Origin of the sequence: Laspinema sp. D2d (assembly GCF_025370755.1) — a bacterium.
Classification (GTDB): Bacteria; Cyanobacteriota; Cyanobacteriia; order Cyanobacteriales; family Laspinemataceae; genus Laspinema.
In genome coordinates this window covers 118,486-140,222 of the sequence record NZ_JAMXFC010000006.1, presented here as the reverse complement: position 1 = coordinate 140,222, position 21,737 = coordinate 118,486, and the positions used below count along the sequence as shown (strand labels likewise).

At 48.1% G+C, this 21,737-nt stretch carries 13 protein-coding genes; 7 read left to right on the top strand and 6 right to left on the bottom strand.

What is annotated here, in order from left to right; genetic code table 11:
• The first annotated feature begins 240 nt into the window (after positions 1-240).
• The 5 genes from NG796_RS06325 (at position 241) to NG796_RS06305 (ending at position 13,542) form a co-directional block, all read left to right on the top strand.
• Complete coding sequence (locus tag NG796_RS06325) at positions 241-3,198, top strand: S-layer family protein (RefSeq protein ID WP_261205057.1); 2,958 nt, start codon at positions 241-243, stop codon at positions 3,196-3,198.
• Positions 3,199-3,361: 163 nt separating this feature from the next.
• Complete coding sequence (locus NG796_RS06320) at positions 3,362-6,325, top strand: beta strand repeat-containing protein (RefSeq protein ID WP_261205056.1); 2,964 nt, start codon at positions 3,362-3,364, stop codon at positions 6,323-6,325.
• Positions 6,326-6,611: 286 nt separating this feature from the next.
• The gene (locus NG796_RS06315) at positions 6,612-9,260 is read left to right on the top strand and encodes a CHAT domain-containing protein (RefSeq protein ID WP_261205055.1); all 2,649 of its coding nucleotides are present in this window, start codon (positions 6,612-6,614) and stop codon (positions 9,258-9,260) included.
• 604 nt (positions 9,261-9,864) lie between these two features.
• On the top strand, positions 9,865-10,617 hold the full coding sequence (locus tag NG796_RS06310; protein WP_261205054.1) for a DUF928 domain-containing protein: 753 nt from the start codon (positions 9,865-9,867) through the stop codon (positions 10,615-10,617).
• Positions 10,618-10,974: 357 nt separating this feature from the next.
• Complete coding sequence (locus tag NG796_RS06305) at positions 10,975-13,542, top strand: CHASE2 domain-containing protein (RefSeq protein WP_317619280.1); 2,568 nt, start codon at positions 10,975-10,977, stop codon at positions 13,540-13,542.
• Between the two features lie 31 nt (positions 13,543-13,573).
• On the opposite strand, the gene NG796_RS06300 is transcribed toward NG796_RS06305, so the two are convergent.
• A complete protein-coding gene (locus NG796_RS06300) occupies positions 13,574-13,726 on the bottom strand; it encodes a hypothetical protein (protein ID WP_261205052.1) in 153 nt (50 codons plus the stop codon).
• A gap of 16 nt (positions 13,727-13,742) precedes the next feature.
• Here NG796_RS06300 and NG796_RS06295 point away from each other — a divergent pair, with 16 nt between their 5' ends.
• Positions 13,743-15,458, top strand: a complete 1,716-nt coding sequence (locus NG796_RS06295; protein ID WP_261205051.1) for a YcjF family protein — start codon at positions 13,743-13,745, stop codon at positions 15,456-15,458.
• Positions 15,459-15,492: 34 nt separating this feature from the next.
• Here the strand turns inward: NG796_RS06295 and NG796_RS06290 are convergent, their stop codons facing one another.
• From NG796_RS06290 to dxr, 4 genes are all read right to left on the bottom strand, one after another.
• Positions 15,493-16,893, bottom strand: coding sequence for a hypothetical protein (locus tag NG796_RS06290; protein ID WP_261205050.1), 1,401 nt, complete (start codon positions 16,891-16,893; stop codon positions 15,493-15,495).
• Positions 16,894-17,221: 328 nt separating this feature from the next.
• Positions 17,222-17,461, bottom strand: a complete 240-nt coding sequence (locus tag NG796_RS06285; protein WP_261205049.1) for a hypothetical protein — start codon at positions 17,459-17,461, stop codon at positions 17,222-17,224.
• 20 nt (positions 17,462-17,481) lie between these two features.
• Positions 17,482-18,165, bottom strand: a complete 684-nt coding sequence (locus NG796_RS06280; protein WP_261205048.1) for a tetratricopeptide repeat protein — start codon at positions 18,163-18,165, stop codon at positions 17,482-17,484.
• A 129-nt stretch (positions 18,166-18,294) separates the two neighbouring features.
• Positions 18,295-19,530, bottom strand: coding sequence for a 1-deoxy-D-xylulose-5-phosphate reductoisomerase (dxr, locus tag NG796_RS06275; RefSeq protein ID WP_261205047.1), 1,236 nt, complete (start codon positions 19,528-19,530; stop codon positions 18,295-18,297).
• Between the two features lie 431 nt (positions 19,531-19,961).
• On the opposite strand from dxr, the gene NG796_RS06270 reads away from it, so the two are divergent.
• Positions 19,962-20,195 (top strand): Nif11-like leader peptide family natural product precursor, encoded by a 234-nt coding sequence (locus tag NG796_RS06270; RefSeq protein WP_261205046.1) that lies wholly within the window; start codon positions 19,962-19,964, stop codon positions 20,193-20,195.
• Positions 20,196-20,257: 62 nt separating this feature from the next.
• Here the strand turns inward: NG796_RS06270 and NG796_RS06265 are convergent, their stop codons facing one another.
• The gene (locus NG796_RS06265) at positions 20,258-21,640 is read right to left on the bottom strand and encodes a 1-acyl-sn-glycerol-3-phosphate acyltransferase (RefSeq protein ID WP_261205045.1); all 1,383 of its coding nucleotides are present in this window, start codon (positions 21,638-21,640) and stop codon (positions 20,258-20,260) included.
• Positions 21,641-21,737 lie beyond the last annotated feature (97 nt).

The window sequence follows — 21,737 nt, the reverse complement described above, 5'->3', positions numbered from 1 at the left end:
CCAATGGCAGACAAGCCGCCAGGTAGGTCACTCTACTCTTACGATAGTCGAAATCAGGGAGATTGGTGGAGGGAGGAAAAGGGTATTGGAGAAGATGGGGGCGTCCCGAGGGAATGAAGGTAGCCCAAACTAGGGTAGGGAGTCCAAGATGCGATCGCCACCTAAGAGAAAAGAGGGGAGAAGATTCCCGCGATTCAATTCCAAGTGCTACATTGTAGAGAATCACTATTCATAAGCAACATGAATAATTTCTTAAAGCGAGTAAATATTCCCGAAGGGTCTGATATTGGGATGAGTAAATTCTGCCTAAATAGGCGAAATGGGTTGAGAATTTCTGTCGCGATCGCCCTAGGAAGTTTTTTCTCTACCCTCAGCAGTCCAGCCCAAGCTCAAATCTTTCCCGATGCCACACTGCCCAGCCCAAGCGTAGTAACAAATGATGGGACTATTCAAACCATTACGGGAGGGACAGAAATTGGAGGAAGCCTCTTCCATAGCTTCCAAGAATTTTCTCTGATGACTGGGAATACTGCCTTTTTTGAAAATTCATTAACCGTAGAAAATATCCTCACCCGAATTACCGGAACAAACAGTTCCCTAATTGATGGAATCATCCGTGCCAATGGCAGTGCAAATCTCTATTTAATCAATCCTAACGGCTTTGTTTTCGGTCCTAATGCTCAACTCAATATAGGAGGTTCATTTTTTGCCAGTACCGCCGAGAGTATAGTCCTCGGGGATGGGACTTTATTTAGTACGATCAACCCAGAAGCCCCCCCGTTGCTGACCGTTAACGTGCCGGTAGGGTTACAATTTGGGGCAAATCCGGGGAATATTGGGATTCAGTCCCAAAGGGTAGACAGTACCGGGGAAGTGAGTGGATGGCAAGTGTTTCCCGGGCAAACCGTGGGACTATTTGGGGGGAACGTACTCCTAGATGGGGCACAAGTGCGATCGCCCGGAGGACGGATAGAAATTGGGAGTGTGGCAGGCAATAGCCGGATTAGTTTGACCCCCACGGAACGGGGGATGCAGGCAGGATATGAAGGGGTCGAAAGCTTCCAGGATATTCAACTGACGCAACAGAGTGCGATCAACACCAGTGGGGATGGGGGAGGAACCATTCACCTGCAAGGACGGCGAATCGCTGTCGGGGAAGGGTCGCAGGTCCTGGCAGTCAATGTCGGGTCGCTTCCGGGGGGACCTGTGAATATCAAAGCTTCTGAAGTTGTGGCGATTACGGGTGCTGACCCGGATAATTTTACCGCAGTCGTGAGCGATACGCGGGGAGTCGGGACCGGGGGAGACTTGACCATTGAAGCTGGACAATTTTTAGTCCAAGGAACCGGATTGGTCTCTGCCAGCAGCTTTGGTCCAGGGGCTGGAGGCGATCTTACCATAAAGGCCGCCGATTCCATTACCCTGATTGGGGTAGGATTTGATCCCTTACAGTTATTAATTGGAGGCGCATTAACCGGACAACTGCAACCCGAAGATCGCATCCCGGGATTGGTAACGGGAACTGTGGGAGAAGCACCTACGGGGAATATGACCTTAGAAGCGGGGAATGTGATTGGGTTGTATAATGGTACATTAATTTATAGTCCGACCTTTGGGGATGCGGCAGGGGGTAACCTGCTGATGAGGGCGGGAAACAAGATAGAAGCGATCGCCGCTGGGGTGTTATCGAATACTGCCTTTGGGAGTGCCGCTTCTGCCGGGGATATTACCATTGAAACTCGCAACCTGCTGATCTCCGATGGTACAGTGATTTCCAGTGGAACCCTGGGGAATGGTCCGGGGGGGAATATTGTTGTGAATGCGTCAGAATTGGTGGAAATCAGCGGAACTGTACCGGGAAATGTGCTACCGACGGGAATTTTAAATAACACCCTCTTTGGGACGGGGACCGGGGGTGATGTGACGGTTAAAACCACCCGGTTAATTAATCGCGGGGGTGGATTGATTACGACTAATAGTGGGGGGGGAAATATTAGCACTGGAGTGGTGACATCTGGAGGAGTGGGAGGGAATATTAACATTGAAGCGAGTGAGTCCGTGGAGATTTCCGGCGTGTCCCCAGATGGACGCGTCACCAGTGGTCCGGGAACGACGACATTTAGTGAGAATCCGGCGGGAAACTTAACGATTTCTACGGGAAAGTTAACCATTAGCGAGGGAGCGATCGTCTCCTCAGCGACTTTTAATAGTGGGGATGGGGGAACCTTAACGGTGAATGCCTCAGAAGGGATTGATATTTCTGGGCGATCGCCGATTACGGGATTACCGAGTACCTTAGTTTCCTCCTCGGGACGGGCGGATATTCCCAATTTGGAAGTTACCGGGTCCGGGGGGAACTTACGCGTGAGTACCGGAGAATTGGTGGTTCGGGATGGAGCAACCTTGGATGTGAGGAGTATTGGGACGGGGAATGCCGGGACCTTAGAAATTGTCGCCGACTCGGTGCGAGTAGATACTGGGGGGAGTTTGAATGCGGCAACGGTTTCCGGTGCTGGGGGGAACATTCAACTGCGATCGCCTACCCTGCTCTTACGTCGCGGTGGTAATATCACCACCAATGCCGGGAATACCGATGGAGGGAACATTGCGATCGAGACCCAAATTTTAACCGCCCTGGATAATAGTGATATTACCGCCAATGCCTTAGCGGGACGGGGAGGACGAGTCAGCATCAGTGCCGAGGGGATCTTTGGTACGGAATTTCGCGAAGCAGACACCCCGCGTAGTGATATTACCGCCACCTCGGACCTAGGACCGGCGTTTAGCGGTACGGTGGAACTAAACACCCCGGATGCCGATTCCAGCTTGGGAGTTGTGCCACTGCAAGATAATTTTGTGAATGCCGATCAACTCATTGCTCAAAACTTTTGTGCTACAGGAGAAGTGAGTAGCTTTACCGTGACGGGACGAGGAGGATTGCCCGCCTCTCCCACGGACCTGCTGAATGCCACGGTGATTTTAGATGATTTGCGCGTGGTGCAGACTCAGGGAACAGCACTCCAGAGTCAATCTAATCCATCCCGGGAGATCACGGGAGCAAAAATGCCTCAACCCAATCCCCTGATAGAAGCTCAAGGCTGGAGTGTCACCCCAGAAGGAAGGGTAGTGCTGGTGGCCCAAGCCCCCCAGGTTACCCCGCACAATTCTTGGGTGAAGCAACAGAATTGTAGAGATTAGAAGGGAAATAAAAGGGGAGAGGGGGATATTTGGGCCAGTGGGTTGAAAATGGGGAATAAATAAGGGCGATCGCTCATTTTGTGCTACAACCCTGGTGGAGGTCGCGAATAACCCATTAGCGGAAAAATCGCGCGCTCTTTTCCTTTTAAAAAGGGTAAAATGAATGATTCATTTCAGCCGAGTCAATTATCATCCCTTGAGCCGATTGTTTCCTAAGTTATTCTGCCTCAAGTCTCGCTATTTCATAAGGGTTTCAGGAGTGCTCATCCTGTGGAGTGGGTTAGGGGGATGCACTGCCCCAGCCAAGGCACAAATCATACCCGATGCCAGCCTGAATAACCCCACCCTGGTTACCCCCGATGGCACGACTTACCGAATTACCGGAGGCACAGAAATGGGAAAAAATCTATTCCATAGCTTCCAGGAATTTTCTCTAATGACCGGGAATACGGCCTGGTTTGAAAATTCAGGGAGGGTAGAAAATATCCTCACCCGAATTACGGGAGAAAGTCCTTCCACAATTGATGGCATCATCCGCGCCAATGGTAATGCAAATCTCTATTTACTCAATCCTCACGGGATTGTTTTTGGTTCCAATGCTGAATTAAATATTGGAGGTTCATTTTTGGCAAGTACCGCCGAGAGTATAGTTTTGGAGGATGGGGTTTTATTTAGTGCGATCACCCCAGAATCACCTCCCCTGCTGACGCTCAACGTACCAGTGGGGTTACAATTTGGGCGAAATCCGGGGACTATTGTGGTGCAATCTAACGGGATAGATAAGACCGGAGACGGGGGAGGATTGCAAGGGTCACCCGGGCAAACCTTGGGATTATTTGGGGGGAATGTGGTCCTAGCGGGGGGACAAGTGCGATCGCCCGGAGGACGGATTGAAATTGGGAGTGTGGCAGGCAATAGCCGGATCAGTTTGATCCCCACAGAACGGGGAATTCAAGCCGGATATGAAGGGGTAGAGGGTTTTCAAGACATTCAACTCACCCAACAGAGTCGGCTGAATACCAGTGGAGAAGGGGGGGGAACCATTCATCTGCAAGGACGGCAAATTAGTATTACGGAAGGGTCTCAAGTCTTGGCCCTGAATACGGGTTCCCAACCCGGGGGACCTATAAAAATCACCGCCACGGAGTTAGTCGCACTTACCGGCGCTGATCCCGATCATTTTAGTGCAATTGTGAGCGATAGTCAGGGCCTGGGGACTGGGGGAGACTTGACGATCGCAACGGGACAATTTTTACTCCAAGGCACCGCATTTTTATCCGCGAGTAGCTTTGGATCGGGTGCAGGGGGAAATCTCAGCATTCATGCGGCAGATTCCATTACCCTGATTGGGGTAGGATTTGGACCGTTAGAACAGGTGCTGGGGGGCGCATTAACCGGACAATTACAACCGGGCGATCGCATTGGTGGATTGTTTGCCGGAACCGTCGGGTTGGCCCCGGCAGGGAATATCACCTTAGAGGCGGGGAATGGAATGGGATTGTATAATGGGGCGATCGTTTTCAGTCCCACCTTTGGAACCGAATCTAGCGGGGAAATTCAGATGCGGGCTAACCAAAGCATTGAGGCGATCGCCAGTGGAATTTTTTCCACCACTGCCCTTGGAAGTGCGGGATCAGCGGGCAATATTGAGATTGAAACGAGTCATCTGAGGATTCAAGACGGGAGCATCATTTCGAGTTCTACCTTGGGCAGTGGACCCGGTGCAGATATTACCATTAATGCCTCACAGGGGATAGCCATCTCTCGTACCCTACCCGAAAACCTCCTCCCCACAGGCATTCTCAATAACACCGTGTTTGGGTCCGGGACCGGGGGAGATATTAAAATTACCACCGGACAGTTGAGCATTCGTGAAGGGGCATTAATTGTCACCAGTACCGGAACAGGTCCAAACGTCGGTTCCCTAGCTGCCGGAGGACCTGGGGGGAATATTCAGATAGAGGCAAGGGAGTCAATAGAAATCGTGGGAGTCTCCCCCGATGGAGCAGTGACCAGTAGTATTGCGACCAGTACCTTTGGTGAGCCTTCATCCGGGGATCTCACTATTTCTACCGGGCAGTTAACCCTAACGGACGGGGGAATTGTCTCTACCGGGACCTTTGGTTCGGGGAGTGGCGGAACCCTGACGGTGTATGCCACCGTAGGAATGGATATTTCCGGGAAATCGCCGATTACGGGACTGCCAACGGGATTGGATTCTTCTTCAGGACGTGCCGATTTCGCGAATCAGGATATTAGCGGATCTGCCGGGGACCTCCGGATCACTACCGGACGGTTACAGGTTCGGGATGGGGCGAATATTGATGTGAGGAGTTTGGGACCGGGGAATGCAGGCACTTTAGAAATTGTCGCGGAGTCGGTTCGTCTGGATAGGGGAGGGAGTCTTAATGCCACTACCGTTTCCGGTGCAGGGGGCAATATTCAACTGCGATCGCCGGATATTTTCCTCTCCAATGGCAGTCATATCACCACCAACGCCGGGAATACCAATGGCGGAAATATTACTATCCAGACCCGAGTTTTGACTGCCTTGGGCAATAGTGATATGACGGCCAATGCACTGGCTGGACGCGGTGGACGAGTTAGTATTGATGCTGAAGGCATCTTCGGGACGGACTTTCGAGAGACACCCACGAACCGCAGTGACATTACCGCTACCTCTGAACTGGGACCGGAGTTTAGCGGTTCTGTGGAACTGAATACCCCAGATACGGATTCGAGTTTAGGAATTGTGCCATTGCAAGAGACTTTTGTAGATGCTGCCCAATTGATTGCCCAAAACTTCTGCGCCAAGGGTCAAGGGAGTCGCTTTACCGTTACGGGACGGGGGGGGTTGCCTGCCTCTCCTACCGAAACTCTCAATCCATCAGTCATTTTAGATGATTTGCGCCTTGTTCCTACGGCAGGAAGACGGGTGGCGGGTCAAGGTGGGTCAGAAGAGAGCCTCACCTTGGAGAACCTCCCCGAGAAACCGCCTTTAGTGGAAGCGCAAGGCTGGCGATTGAACTCAGGAGGGGCAGTGGTTCTGGTGATGGAAACCCCTCGGGTCAGCCCGCACAGTTCCTGGGTTAGTTCCGGGGTAAATTGTAGGGAATCAGGAGATTAAACTTGTGAGGGAACTCTAATTTTGGGGTGTAATAGCTCTTGCTGGTGTCTGGGGAGAGGAAACCTAACCCCCCAACCCCCTTCCCTCGTAGGGAAGGGGGAGGCGGAAAGGTCCTCCTGGCAAGGATATTTATTTTTTCTTCTCCCTCTCCTCAGAGGAGAGGGCCGGGGAGAGGTCTCGGATGTATCAAAACCCTGAACTTTTCAGGCGGAATTATACAGAAAGTCTATTTTATTGTTTCGGGTTCAAGAAATTATCACCATTCATTCCCAAAGGACATCAAAAAATGCAGAGAATTCGGTTTATTATTGTTGCTTTGTTGGGTTTTAGTTTAAGCCTCACGGTTCGAGTAGCATGGGGGTTGAGTCCTGAGGGAGCATCCTCGGTGAGTGTGAATGCCCAAGCTGTTACTGAATTATTAACCGAAGGAAAAAGTCGCTATGAAGCGGGACAGTTTTCGGAGGCGGTGCAGTTTTGGGAACAGGCGGCGATCGCCTTTTCAGAAGAAGAGAATTTATTGGGTCAAGCTCAAGCCTTGAGCTTTTTATCGTTAGCGTATCAGAGTTTAGGAGATTATCCCAAAGCAACGGAGGCGATCGCCTCCGCACAAGGAACAATTGCCCAAGTGTCTCAAGGCGATCGGGGCGATCGGGAAACCGTCCGCGCCCAAATTCTGAATGCAGAAGGTCGTTTACAATTCTTCCGAGGCAATGCCGCTGCCGCCTTAAGCACCTGGCAAGAAGCTACCGCTGCCTATCGCCAAGCTGAAGACCCCACCGGGGAAATTCTCAGCCAAATTAATCAAGCCCGGGCGATGCAAGCATTAGGACTCTATCGCCGTGCAACCACCCTCTTAGAACAGGTGGAACAACGATTACAGAACCAGCCCGATCGCTCGATTCAAGCAGTAGGATTATTGAACCTGGGAGAGATCCGGCGAGCAAGTGGCGCATTTCAGGAGTCAGAACGACTGTTACGCCAAGCCTTAAGTTTACAAAACAACCGGGCTTCGACGGAACAAACCGGGGGAATTTTATTAAGTTTAGGCAATACGTTACGGGCTTTAAATAATTCAGAAGAAGCGATTCAACTTTATCAAACTGCGGCAGAAAGGGCAACTCAATTTCCTCAAATTAAACTGCAAGCCCAATTAAATCAACTCAGTTTATTGATTGAAACAGGCAATTGGGAAAAAGCCCGCCAACTGAGTGGGGAAATTTCTGAACCCCTTTCCCTATTATCGGCTTCTCGACCGGGGATTTATGCCCAAGTGAATTTTGCAAAAAATCTGATTTGTCTAGAACAGAAAAAAGCAAACTGCCTGGGACAAGAAGAAGAAAATCCCATTCCGGGGGAATTTCAAACCAGGGAAACGATTCCTTTATTACAAAAAGCTGTGATGGCAGCCCGGGAGATTAGGGATCAACGGGCTGAGTCTTATGCCTTGGGAAATTTAGGGAGAATTTATGAAGAAATGGGCGAGGTTAATACAGCCCGACAATATAGTGAAACGGCCTTAAATATTGCTCAAACTCTTCAAGCCTCTGATATAGCTTATCAGTGGCAATGGCAATTAGGAAGACTGCGGATTCAGAGTGGCGATCAACCCGGGGCGATCGCCGCTTATAGTGAAGCGGTGAATAGCTTACAATCCCTCCGTAGTGATTTGGTGGCGATTGATCGTCAGGTGCAGTTTTCTTTCCGCGATCGCGTCGAACCTCTCTATCGACAACTGGTGAGTTTATTGCTTGATCGCGCTAAACAAGTGGAACAAAAACCCGCGCAAGAGTATCTCAAAGAAGCTCGGGCCACCATTGAATCCCTGCAACTGGCCGAATTAGATAACTATTTTAAAGATGCTTGTTTGGATGTGCAGCCGGAACAAATTGATGAAGTAGACCCGAAAGCGGCGGCACTTTATCCGATGATTTTATCCGAGCGCTTGGCGGTGATTGTCTCCATTTCCGGACAACCTCTTATCCAGTATGAAACTCGCCAACCTGCCGCCGAAATTGAGAAGACCCTAGAGGAATTTCAGCAATTTTTGAACCCCGCTTTTTCTAACCGCCAGCGGCTAAAATTGTCCCAAGAAATCTATGATTGGTTAATTCGACCGGCGGAACCTGCGTTAGCCGAAAATGGGGTAGAAACCTTAGTTTTTGTCCTGGACGGGTTCTTGAGAAATCTACCCATGTCGGCTCTCCATGATGGCGATCGCTATGTCATTGAACGCTATAATGTTGCCCTCACTCCAGGCTTACAACTCCTCGCCCCGCGACCCTTAACTGGGGAAAAAATTCAAGTTCTGAGTGCAGGACTGACCGATGCAAGGCAGGGTTTCAGTGCCTTACCCGGAGTACAACTTGAATTAAAGCAGATAGGAGATTCGGTGCCGAATGCCAAAGTCTTGTTGGATAGCGAATTTACAGAATTGAACCTGACTGCGGCCATTTCTGCTGTTGATTTCCCGGTGATTCATTTAGCCACTCACGGTCAATTTAGCTCCGATTCCGAACAAACTTTTATTCTGACTTGGGATGATAAAATTCGGGTCACGGAGTTTGAAGAATTGCTACAAACTCGGGAATTGGGGTTGACCAATCCTATTGAATTACTGGTGCTGAGTGCTTGTCAAACGGCGGCTGGAGATAAGCAAGCGGGTTTAGGATTGGCGGGGGTTGCAGTGCGGTCCGGCGCAAGGTCTACCTTAGCCACTCTTTGGGCGGTGAATGACGAATCTACCGCCCTGTTAGTCACGGAATTTTACCGCAATTTGGTGGGCTTGGCAACGGCAGATGAAATCACCCAATCTGGACAATTGCCGATGAGTAAAGCTCAAGCCCTGCGTCAGAGTCAGTTAACCTTATTACAAAACCCCAAATATGAGCATCCCTTTTATTGGGCCCCCTTTGTCCTGGTGGGAAATTGGCTCTAATGACTCGGGGAACCTACATTCCCCAAGTAAAATAGGATCTGTACCGTGAAATCGAAAATATTGCTTAAGTTTTGTAATTCTCTGGCCCAGAAAATTCAAGCGATCGCATTGTAAAAGTTTGATGAACTTCCAACCCGAATCACGAAGCCGACTGGCTTAGTTCTAACGTCTCGGTTTTCTGCGTAAGCTGTTGCCTTCAAGGGTTGAGTCGGATTGTCTAAGAAAGCTCAAGTAGCTCTTTTGACCGGGAGTCTAATCAAAATTTTTACAAAGGGGGCGATCGCCTATAGACAGGGCTAATTTACCTTGTTATAGTAAGCGTATAAAAACCCATCGGGTGCTAAATTTGGGAGATGAATCCATTGGGATTCATTCAGCCACTTATTTTGTGGTTATTTGTAGATAACTAGACAGGGCAAGCCAATCGAGTCAATAAATCAGCAAAGGTCCTCAGTTCCTGAGAACATGACGTGCCGATTGAGCCAAATTATTTTAGAGATCACTGCGGTGCTATGACCAGCAACCTTGATCCCTAAAATTGAGAAACCTTAGAGAGGCGCTGACCCTGAGTCCCCCCATCGAATCATTAAAAGGTAGCAAAATCATGGCCCGTAACAATTACCAGGGTTCCTGGGTACTCTGTTCTATCGCCCTATCTCTCAACTTAGCTTTTCTGGCCGCTTTACCGAGTCGAGCACAAGTCTCTTCCCCGTTGCCCGGTCCTCAACTCCTCGCCCGAGTGACCTTTGAGCCCCCTACCCGGGAACGTCTGAACGATTCAGCCGGAGGGGCCTCTCGTCAAGGCGGATTCTGCCCCCAGGATGGGATGGTGGAAGGTCCTTCGTTAATGCCTATTTTGCCGGAAACCAAGGAAGGGTTAACGGTATCTGAGCGCCCCACGTTGTTCGTGTACGTTCCGGAAACCAAGGCAGAGCAAGGCTATTTTATCCTCAAAGACCAAACAGAAGATTATTATTACCAAACCCAGGTCAACATTCCCCAGGAAGGAGGGATCGTCCGCCTCACCCTTCCAGAAAGTGCTCCGGCCCTAGAAGTGGGGACAACCTATCAGTGGTCCTTTGTTGTCGCTTGCGAACGTCCGGCAAGAGCGGATAGTCCCCGGGTTGAGGGGTGGTTACAGCGAGTTGAACCCACGGCGAAGCTGAATAGTTACGAAGGAGTAGAGTCGATTGAAGCAGCCACTTCCTACGGAGCTGAGGGGATTTGGTATGATGCGGTGACTACCTTAGCGGATCTGCGGCGATCGCAGCCCCAAACCTACACTCAAGAGTGGGTAGACTTTTTAAGTTCGGTCGGACTCGAAAACGTTGCCAACGAGCCGATTTTGGAACCCTAAGACCCCCCAGACTTGTAAAAACCACTCAAGACGTTGAGTGTAACAGCCCGTTCTACAGAAACCCGGTTTTTTACGAAGCCGGGTTTTTCCATCCCTGCAAAGCGTTCACAGAGGGCCCGAGAATTTCATACACCGGCAATTAATTCCCGGACCGATTTTGCTATCTGGAATACCGCAATCCGTGGAACTGGGAAAGACATTGAGAAGATAGAGCAGGACACTGAAAACCTTGGGTTATCCTTAGAATGTAAAGTGGGGGAGAAACTGAGGAATGATACCTAGAGATCATGACCTATTTTCTTTGAGGGATCAAAATCAATTCTGGGTTCAGCGAAATCTATGTGCCACAAGCTCACAGTGAGCTTCAAACGAAAAGTATGGCAATGGCGTGCTCCATTGATTACTGCACCTGTGGTAGCCGGGATTGCGATCGCAATCAACTCCCTCGGATGGCTGGAAACTCAGGAGTTGGGAATGCTCGATCGCTTTTTTCGCTGGCGTCCGAAAGAAGCACCAGAGGAACGCATTGTCATTGTCACTATTGATGAGTCGGACATCCGAAAAGTGGGACAATGGCCCATGCCCGATCGCCAGTTAGCCCAATTAATTCAAAAAATCAAAGAACAACAACCGGCTGCTATTGGCTTGGATCTCTATCGAGATCTTCCGGTGGAACCGGGACATCAAGAACTGGTACAAGTCATTAAGTCCACTGAGAATCTCATCGGCGTGGAGAAAGTCATTGGTGCCAGTGTTGCGGCGCAACCGACTTTAAAGGAGTTAGAACAGGTGGGGATTGCCGATGTGGTTTTAGATGACGATGGCAAAATCCGCCGGACTTTATTATCTCACCCCAATAAATCCGACGAAACCCAGTTAAGTTTTCCCGCACTTCTGAGCTTGCTTTATTTGGAAAAACAAGACATTCATTTGGAAATGGTTGATCCTGACAAAAAGCATTTGAGATTGGGAAAAGCCCTATTTATCCCCTTTAGTCGCAATGATGGGGGGTATGTTCGTGCCAATGCCGGAGGATATCAGATGTTGCTGAATTACCGAGGGCCATTGCAACAGTTTGGGCAGATTGCCATGACGGAGGTTTTAGAAAACCAGATTCCACCGGATCTGATGCGCGATCGCATTGTGCTGATTGGGGCCAAAGCACCCAGCCTCAATGATTTTTTCTACACCCCGTTTATCAGTGGGTTTCACCGAAACCGCAATCTGTTAATCAACTCAGAACGGACCCCGGGAATTGTCATTCATGCCAACACCATCTCGCAGATGCTCAGTGGGGCTTTAGAAGGACGACCTTTTTTACAGGTGTGGTCCAATGGGGTCGAAGTTTTCTGGATTATCGTTTGGTCCGGCATTGGTGCGGCGATCGCATGGCGGTGGCGATCGAGTAGTGTGGCGGAACAGAAGAGAATCTGGTCTCCCCTTCTAATTGTCAATGTTTTATTCGGGGGATTTAGTACCATTGCCATTGGATTCCTGGCCTTTTTGTACAGTTGGTGGATTCCTGTGGTTACTCCCCTCGTTGCCTTAGTTGGGTCTGCCATTGTGGTAACAGACTATCACAGTCGCAAATTGCTGCGCGATCGAGATCGCAAACTCACGGAATTTTTAGAAGCAGTGCCCGTGGGGATTTCCATCGTTGATGCCCGAGGCCACTCCTATTTTATCAATAAAAAAGCTACAGAAATCTTAGGAACCGGGGTGATTGCATCGGAGCAAAATCAGGGCAAACAACCCCTTTATCATAACTATTTAGCGGGGACAGAACATCTCTATCCCCTCGCCAATTTGCCGGTGAGTCGTGCTTTAAAAGGAGAGTATGCCACAGCGAATGATATCGAAATTCGGCAAGGGGATAAAATCATTCCCATCGAAGCTTGGGGAACCCCAATTTATGATGAAGAAGGTAATGTAGCCTTTGCAATTGTTGCCTTTCAAAATATTAGCGATCGCAAACAAGCTGAATCCGAACGGCAAGCCTTCGTTCAAAAACTCTGTGAACTCAATGAAGACTTAGAACGCTCTTTAGATGCAGAAGAACGCTTAACCGAAGTCGCCGAACGCTTTGTCCCCAATCAATTCCTCTCCTTCTTAGGCTATGAAAGCCTTGTCGAAGTCAAAGTCGGTGATGCTGTGGAACAAGAAATGTCGGTGTTATTTTCTGATATCCGCAACTTTACCACCCTCTCCGAAAGCATGACTCCCGATGAAAATTTTAAATTTATTAATGGCGTGCTTTCCCGTCTGGAACCGGCCATTATCGAAAACAATGGCTTTATTGATAAATATATTGGCGATGCAATTATGGCCTTATTTGGAGGAGAACCGGATAATGCCGTTAAAGCCGCAATTTCCATGTTAGAAAAATTAGCCGAATATAACACCACCCGAGGCCGACCGGGACGGCCTCAAATTAAAATTGGCATTGGGATCAATACTGGCTCTTTAATGCTAGGAACTGTCGGGGGACAAAACCGAATTGATGGGACGGTAATTGGGGACGCGGTGAATTTAGCCTCCCGCATTGAAACCCTCACCAAATCTTACGGAGTTTCTTTATTAATCACCCAAGAAACCTTTTTAAATTTAGAAAATCCCAATCATTATCATATTCGTTTGATTGATCGGGTCACGGTCAAAGGCAAATCCCAAGAAGTCACCGTCTATGAAGTTTTTGATGCGGATTTGCCCGAGGTTCGCGAAGGCAAGTTAAAAACCCGACCTGACTTTGAACAAGGGATTTTATGGTTTTATTTGAATCATTTTCGGGAAGCCAAAGTTTTATTTCAACATTGTCTGAGTATCCACCCCGGAGATACCGTTGCCCAAATTTACCTCGATCGCTGTCACCAAAAAGAGGCCGAAAGTCTCCTGGATAATCCTGAACATTCCGAAAATCACTCCTAATCTTTCCCTCAAAATGTCGGTAGAGTAACGGTCAGAAACCGGGTTTCTTGCCCCAGATTCTGCATAAAAACCCAGTTTCTTGTCCTTCTATCCCGTCCCGATGTCCCAGGGGCGATCGCCCGATTAGATCGGCCCCTGCCACCACATCCACCAAGCCAAGCATTAAGATCAAAGCAGACTCCATCCCATCCCCAACTTCCATGCGTTTAACTCGTCTGTTAACCCTATTCGGCGGAATCATCCTCATTTTGGGGATGGTCCTCTGGCTGGTGAGTTCCATTTACCAGCTTTATGTGCAGATTAGCTTTACCGCCCCTCTGCTGGCAACTTTGCTGCTGTTACTGGTGATCGCCCTGCTGATCGTCCTGATTGGGGCGTTTATTTACTATCTCCAACTGTTTGCCGGGGGTTCTTCGTCGCGTCGGGGTCGAGGAAAACGCCGGGTCAAAATTCCGGAACGCAAGTCTGATGCGGCAGGACAAACCTTACGGGTCGTGCGTCAACAGGTCGATCGCATCCAAGATGAAGTCACTAAAAAAGCCTTATTGCAGCGATCGCGAGAGTTGGAACAAAATCTCTCCCGAGGGAACATTCAGGTGGTGATTTTCGGGACCGGATCCTCGGGGAAAACCTCTCTGATTAATGCCTTGTTAGGACGGATGGTGGGACGAGTGGATGCACCGATGGGGACAACGGAGGTAGGAGAAACCTATCGGTTACAACTGCAAGGACTAGAACGAGAAATTGTAATTACAGATACGCCGGGAATTTTAGAGGCAGGAATTGCCGGAACTGAACGGGAAAAATTGGCGCGATCGCTGGCAACAGAAGCGGATTTATTATTATTTGTGGTTGATAATGATTTAACGCGATCAGAACATCAACCTTTGGAAGTTTTAGCCCAAATTGGCAAACGATCCATTGTGGTTTTAAATAAAATTGACCTCTATCCCGACGAAGAACGAGAATATATTTTAGCCAAACTCCGGGAACGCGTGACGGGATTTATTTCCGCAATGGATGTGGTGGCGATCGCCGCTAATCCCAAAGCGGTTCCCTTAGATAATGGGGGTGTTTTCCAAGCGGACCCGGATATCATGCCTTTAATTCGTCGCATGGCGGCTATTTTGCGGGCAGAAGGGGAGGATTTAGTAGCCGATAATATTTTATTACAATCTCAACGCCTGGGGGAAGAAGCGCGACGGTTAATTGATTCCCAGCGTCGCCGCCAAGCCGAAAAAGTGGTCGATCGCTTTCAATGGATTGGCGCAGGGGTAATTGCTTGTACTCCCGTCCCGGTGATTGATGTCCTCGCCACTGCCGCAGTTAATGCTCAAATGGTGGTAGAAATTGGTAAAATTTACGGCTGTGAAATTAATTTGGATCGGGGACGAGAATTAGCCTTATCTTTGGGCAAAACTTTGGCAAGTTTAGGGATTGTCGAAGGGGCGATAAAGTTAGTAACCGCCGCCCTACAGTTGAATTTAGGAACGTTTGTGGTAGGCAAAGCCATTCAAGGGGTAACAGCAGCTTATTTAACCCGAATTGCCGGAAAAAGTTTTATTGAATATTTCCGCCATGACCAAGATTGGGGGGATGGGGGAATCACCGAAGTGGTGCAGCGACAATTTCAATTGACGAAAAAAGAAGAGTTTGTCAAGGTATTTGTCAAAGATGCGATCGCCCGGGTGGTTGATCCGTTAAAAGAGGCATTGGAGTCCGAGGATGATGACAATTATGATAATGAACCCAAAGGGTATGAACCGGATTATGACCGGGATTATGACCGAGATTATGATAAAATCCCTGTAATTCGCGATCGCCCAGATTATCCAGAACGAGCACCGTTGGTTCGTTACTTAGGAGATGAACCCGAGGATGATTGGCAAGTTGATCGCCGACGGGATGATTGGTAAATGTGGGTTTAGGGATGAGAAGAATCCGTTAGACTCACCGCAGGCGATCGCTTTTAATCACAAGACGTTTGGGACAAAACCAAGCGATACAAACCGATGCCACAAGACATCCCAGCAACCCGGCGATCGCACTTAAGGACAAAGCGAGGCTAAAATTGGTCCAGGGTTCGGGGACTTGTAACCGATCCAGAGTCGCGGCGATCGTGGGAGACTGTTTGAGGGGAATCACCCAAGACGATGACGAAGAAGCAACTAAAGCGGCAGTCCCGATTCCGGTCCCGGCGAGACAAGCAAAGGTTTGAAAATCGCGATCGCTTTGCGCTTGGGATATCTCCACAATGGAGGTAATTGTCCCCCGCAGATTTTCTAGGATATTCAAATACGGACGCAAACTGGCATAATCTTGTTCAATTTGCTTTTGATACTTAGCTTTGACAATGGCACTAAACTCTTGTAAAAACTTAAAATCGTTACTCACTTGAAACACATTCCCTGCTTTTTTAGCAATGGATTGAACCGATTTTTCATACTGATGCAAATTTAGCTCAATTTCATGCTGTCTCACTTCAATACTATTAATATTTCTGACAAAGTTTGATAAAGCTAATGAATTATTTTGCAACGCTAATTTTAGTTCTGGTAGCTCTAAATTATATAATCCTTTAATAGAAGTAGACATTTCATTAAATTCATCAACCATTTGCTCTTTCAATTCCCGGCTTTGACCGTAAGCCCAAAGGATTTTATTTCGGTAGCAAAATAACGCTTTCCAATCTTGATGAAATTCAGCCCCAGTTTCCATTGCTTTTTGATTAGGATATAGAATCAGGACCAGATGACTTTCAGCTTCCATTTTTTCCCAACGTTGGGGGAAAGAACGCCAAAACTCAAAAACTGTTCCTCCTAAAAATTGACCTTTTTCTTGATATTGCCATCCTTGGTTAATTAAGGTTTTGTAAACATCATGGGCTAAAATCTCGCGATCATCCTTCTCAGGATTTTCCACCCAACCCGATACCATTAAAGTTTGGCCTAATTTACCTGGTAAATTACTCAGTTCTGGAATCAAGGTCAACATCACCTCCAGGCATTGGACTAATTCCGCGCCCATAAACTTGCCTTCAATGGCTATATTTAAAGCTAATCCGTAATTTTCATCCAGGGCAAATTGACGAAGCGATCCATTAATCCGGTTGAGTGTTTTTAACTTCCCCTCAAATTCAACAAGGGATTTATCAAAACGGGTCACTTCTAAAAAATCAAGGGGTTTGGACTGATATCGACTGCTGAGATCTCCGCAATACTGCCCCAGGGTTTGGGTAAATTGTTCTACAATATTTAAACCGCAGTATTCAGGGTGGGTTGCATCCCTAAACCATCCTTCTTGGAGATGATACACAAATAGATCGAGGGTAGGGCAAACTAAATTAATCATAATAATTAAAGGCGTCAATAAGGGATAATTAAACCCGGAATCAGTAGGATAAGATGACCTGTAAATGCTTGCCCTGAATGAGATGAAATGGACTGACGAAGGGAGTTAAATGATGTTACCCTCACTTGGAGAGTTGAACCGGATCATCTTCAAATTGCGCGATCAACCCAGCCTTCGCCCGGAAATGACTCTCGTTCCTCTGGGGATCTTAACCCTGTAGAAATAAGCCGGAGAGGGAATCTCTGAAGTGGTGCAGTTGTCATTAATCCCGCACCCTGATTATCCCCCTCAACAGAAGAAACGGCTTAGGTTGTCAACAACCCCGATTTTATTTTCCCAAAAATGGGGCTAACATTTTTTCGCCTTTCTCCCAGGTTTGAGATAAAAAGCCTTGAAACGGACCCCATAACTCACTCATACCAATGCCAAAAATAAGCTGCAATCCTAACACGAACAGGGCAATCAAAATCGCAGTTTTGACCGTGGCTTTGAGGACGGTGACCAGCCAAGTAAAAATCAGCCAAGAAACCACGATTGCCGCAATCAGAATGAGTAAATCAATGGACATGACCTGACCACTATGCGAGGTTAATTACCTTCTTGAATTTGACGAGCAATGGCTTCTGAACGCTGGGCTAAAGCCTGATTGCCTTGAGCGCGAAACAGTTCGGCGGCTTGTTGAAAATCCGCGATCGCCTCTTGGTTTTTTTGCTGCAACAACTGGACTCCACCGCGATTATAATAGGCCGCAGCTTCAGCGGGATTTAGGCGTAAGGCTTGATTAAAATCATCCATTGCCTTTTTATAATCTTCCCGGAAAGCATACACCCCACCGCGACCAATATAAGCCTCACCATAATTGGGATTGAGCCGTAATGCAGCATCATAATCCTCCAAGGCTGCATCATAATTTTGCATCACAGAATGGGCACTGGCGCGTCCAATATAGGCATCAATGTTATTGCCATTTAACCGCAATACTTGGGTATAATCAGCGATCGCCCCGGCTTGATCTCCTGTGCGTGACAGCAAATTTCCCCGACTAATATAGGCTTCCGCACTATTGGGATTTAGGGCGATCGCCTGCGCATAATCCTGAAGCGCCCCTTGGAAATCCCCCTGATTGGCTTTTTGCTGTGCGGAAGTCAGCCAATTCTGAGCATTATTTTGGGCGATTACTCTGGGGGGTACTGTTGTCCCCAAAACCGGAGAAATTCCGCCTAAAACCGCGAGGAGTCCTAACAGAGCAATGTTCGGATAAAGGGTCTTCATAGCTTACTTGGATTCCAGAAAAAAATGGCTACGCCTATGGTATGAGTTTACTCGCTCTTTTATCCTTTACCGGATTGAAAATTCAGCCCTCACCCGGAACGGGTGGGGCTTTTTCCGGCGGAGACTTGACTATCCAGCGGTTGCCGGAGTCACACTCCCCAAGGGCTTAACTTCACTGGTGAAGGATTTAGCCTCAGCTTTCAGGGTAGCACTTGCCTCTAAAACGGCTTGTCTAGCCCAGCGATCGGCAGCTAGAATGTCCTCTAAACCGGGTTCGGCACAGTTATCCGCCTGATGGCGATCGCAAACCCGTTCAATCACCCGAGGAATATCTAAAAACTCTATTTTCTCATCTAAAAATAACTCAACGGCCTGCTCATTGGCGGCATTTAAAACCGCAGGCATGGAACCCCCGGAACGACCCGCAGCATAAGCTAATTGCATACAGGGATACTTGTCATGATCTGGCGATCGGAAGGTCAAATCTCCCGCTTTCACTAAATCTAACCGTTCCCAATCCGTATAAATTCGCTCCGGCCAAGACAATGCATAAAGCAAAGGTAACCGCATATCCGGCCAACCCAATTGGGCTAAAACCGAAGTATCCTGTAACTCAATTAAAGAGTGAATAATACTCTGAGGATGAATCACAATATCAATATCATCATAATCCATTCCAAATAAATAGTGCGCCTCAATAACTTCTAAGCCTTTATTCATTAAAGTGGCGGAATCAACGGTAATTTTACGACCCATTGACCAGTTAGGATGTTTCAGTGCATCCGCCACTTTCACCGTGGCTAATTTCTCTACCGGCCAATCCCGGAAAGCCCCTCCAGAAGCGGTTAAAATAATCCGACGTAACCCCCCAGGCGGGACCCCTTGCAAACATTGAAAGATGGCCGAATGTTCCGAGTCTGCTGGGAGTAACTTGACCCCATGCTTTTCGATCAGGGGATTGACTACAGGTCCCCCAGCAATCAAGGTTTCTTTGTTCGCCAAGGCGATATCTTTACCCGCTTCGATCGCCGCGATGGTAGGAAGTAACCCAGCACAACCGACAATTCCCGTGACAACCGCTTCGGCATCGCCGTAACGTGCCACTTCTACCACCCCCTGTTCTCCCGCCAGGAGGATCGGTTGCGGGTCCAAATCGGCGATCGCCGCTTTCAGTTCCGGCAGCTTGTCTTCCTGACAGATGGCGACAATTTCTGGGCGAAACTGGCGAATTTGTTGCGCCAACAGTTCCACATTCCCCCTAGCTGCCAACCCCACAATCCGAAACCGATCGGGGTGGTGTTCCACAATATCTAATGTCTGAGTCCCAATTGAACCAGTGGATCCGAGGAGAGTAATCGCTTTCACAATCTTAATTTTTATGATTTTCTGCCCCTCCACTATAAATTCTTTGGTCTCCCTCTTAACAGAGGTGATCCCGGTTTTCCTACGCCTACCTGGTGGGTCCCCTGAGTCAGTCCGCAGTTTTGCTCAAAATGAGTCAGAATCTGGGGAGGGGTTTCAAAAAATTTTGTATTTTATCACAGCCAATATTTAAGTTATGTTAAATTCTCTCGAAAATCTTTAATTTTTGTCAAGGAATCATGAATTTTTGGTTTAAATCGTTTATGCTGTCACTACATCAGTCGTTCAGCCGACATCTTAAGTCAAGAGGGTAAAGATACTTATCTGAAGAGGATGGGTATTTTCTACCCTCTTTTACCCACCCTGATTTGAGGGGATAGAGACTCTGCTGGACGGCCACTTTTTAAAACTTGATTAACCCGGAGTTTAGATTTATGACTCAGAAAAACGCAGCAGCCCTTTTCAAAGCCGTTAAACAAGATTTAGCACTTCAACAACAAATGCAAGCGGCTAAAGATCCAGCAGCTATCAAAAAAATGGCTCAAGAACGAGGCTATAGCTTCACCGATGAAGAATTAAATCATGAAATCAGCCAATTATCTACACAAGAGTTATCCCGCATGATCAATCCAGGCATTGCCCCTCGGGAACACCTAATTCGCCGGTAATTTTTCACAGATTCCCAGGTTTCCAAAAACCCGACACCCTGCATAGAGTGTCGGGTTTTTACTTAACCAGCAAGGGTTTGTTCTAACGCCGATCGCAAGTCTTGGGTTAAGTCAGAAATAGCCGATCGCCGACTGGTTTTGTAGGAATCGTAGCGATCGCTCACCCAAATCGGTTCACCGATGGTTAACTGAACCGACTGCTTGCCTAATTCGGGACGAGAAGGGGGACGTTCTCCCTTAATCCGCGCAATGGTATCCCACACCAAGAGGGTTGTTTCGGCAAACCGCTCAAAGGTGGGTTTTTCGCGCACATACTGTCCCGTAACTGCCACAAAACATTCCACTAATCTCATGTGCCACATCCGCAAATTCGCTTCTTCCGCCACGCGATCGGCAAGTCCGCGTTCCAAGGGAGACAATGCCTCAATATTCTCTATATCTTCTCGATAAATCCGATCCCATCCCGCTTGTTCTAACCGTCTACATCGGTCAATGACTGTTCCCTTAGACGGTAGCTTAAAATAGTCTTCCGCCACCTGTAATGCCATATCCAGCAGTGCAGGAAGTCGGGTGGTTAAATCGTTGGGTTCTCCTGCTTTTTCCGGTAAGGTTCGATGATAAAAGCGGCGATAAAAATCTTCCATTAACAACAATAGATGTTGTCCCAATCGAATTAAACGCGGATAAAGGGAGGGGAGAGCAGGCGGCAAAACCTCACCCGGAGGTTCTCCAGGAATGGGGAGAGAAGATAAACCACAATCTAACTCCATTTTAGTCAGTAATGCCGCTACCGCCTCCCATTCTTCTTTTTCATATTTGTAGCGAATTCCAATCGGTAGAATTGCCACGCGATCGCCGCGATTTTCCTTCTGTAAATCCTCCATGCACCAAAAGGCTAATTGAGCAATTCCCGGTTCCAGAGGACTAATGATTTCATTATGTCCATTCGTCCCTCCTTCCGGAGAAGCAGCTAGAGGAAATTGACCTTTAGCAAACAGTTCCCGGGCCGATCGCAACCCTTGGCGGTCTATTTTGCCCCGCACAATGGGAGTCCCTCCCAAGTTGGGTAAGAGATATTCCAACCATTTTCCCGCCCATAACGGAATGCCGCGATCGTACATAAAATGAAAATGCACTGGAGAAGCGAGGGCAATATTTTTGCACCGCGCCATTTGCGGAACTTCCTGCCAAATTAAGTGGGCAATGGGAAAGGGATCGTAGGTACTCGGATGGCGAAATGCCATCAAAAACCGAACTTTATCCCCTTGAAACTTCTGATACAGTTCCACCAACTGTTCGACATTTTCTGCTTTAATTTGCGTAATGGGCGTGCGAAATTTTCTCCACAAAGGCATCCCAAATTTTGCTACTTGCAACACCAAGGGATTAAAATTGGGGGGAATAAATTCTAAAGGGGGGTGAGCGCCATCAATGGATTTAATCATGAGGTTAGAAACAAGCCGCAATTCAAAGTGGGAGATGGGTCTGAAATGAGTCTGTTCCTCGTCAGTTGTACCAACTCAACCGTTAGAGAACCAGAGG

Coding starts and splice junctions, on each gene's coding strand:
- NG796_RS06325 (WP_261205057.1), top strand. CDS start 241: ATGAATAATTTCTTAAAGCGAGTAAATATTCCCGAAGGGTCTGATATT.
- NG796_RS06320 (WP_261205056.1), top strand. CDS start 3,362: ATGATTCATTTCAGCCGAGTCAATTATCATCCCTTGAGCCGATTGTTT.
- NG796_RS06315 (WP_261205055.1), top strand. CDS start 6,612: ATGCAGAGAATTCGGTTTATTATTGTTGCTTTGTTGGGTTTTAGTTTA.
- NG796_RS06310 (WP_261205054.1), top strand. CDS start 9,865: ATGGCCCGTAACAATTACCAGGGTTCCTGGGTACTCTGTTCTATCGCC.
- NG796_RS06300 (WP_261205052.1), bottom strand. CDS start 13,726: ATGGAGTCTGCTTTGATCTTAATGCTTGGCTTGGTGGATGTGGTGGCA.
- NG796_RS06295 (WP_261205051.1), top strand. CDS start 13,743: ATGCGTTTAACTCGTCTGTTAACCCTATTCGGCGGAATCATCCTCATT.
- NG796_RS06290 (WP_261205050.1), bottom strand. CDS start 16,893: ATGATTAATTTAGTTTGCCCTACCCTCGATCTATTTGTGTATCATCTC.
- NG796_RS06285 (WP_261205049.1), bottom strand. CDS start 17,461: ATGTCCATTGATTTACTCATTCTGATTGCGGCAATCGTGGTTTCTTGG.
- NG796_RS06280 (WP_261205048.1), bottom strand. CDS start 18,165: ATGAAGACCCTTTATCCGAACATTGCTCTGTTAGGACTCCTCGCGGTT.
- NG796_RS06270 (WP_261205046.1), top strand. CDS start 19,962: ATGACTCAGAAAAACGCAGCAGCCCTTTTCAAAGCCGTTAAACAAGAT.
- NG796_RS06265 (WP_261205045.1), bottom strand. CDS start 21,640: ATGATTAAATCCATTGATGGCGCTCACCCCCCTTTAGAATTTATTCCC.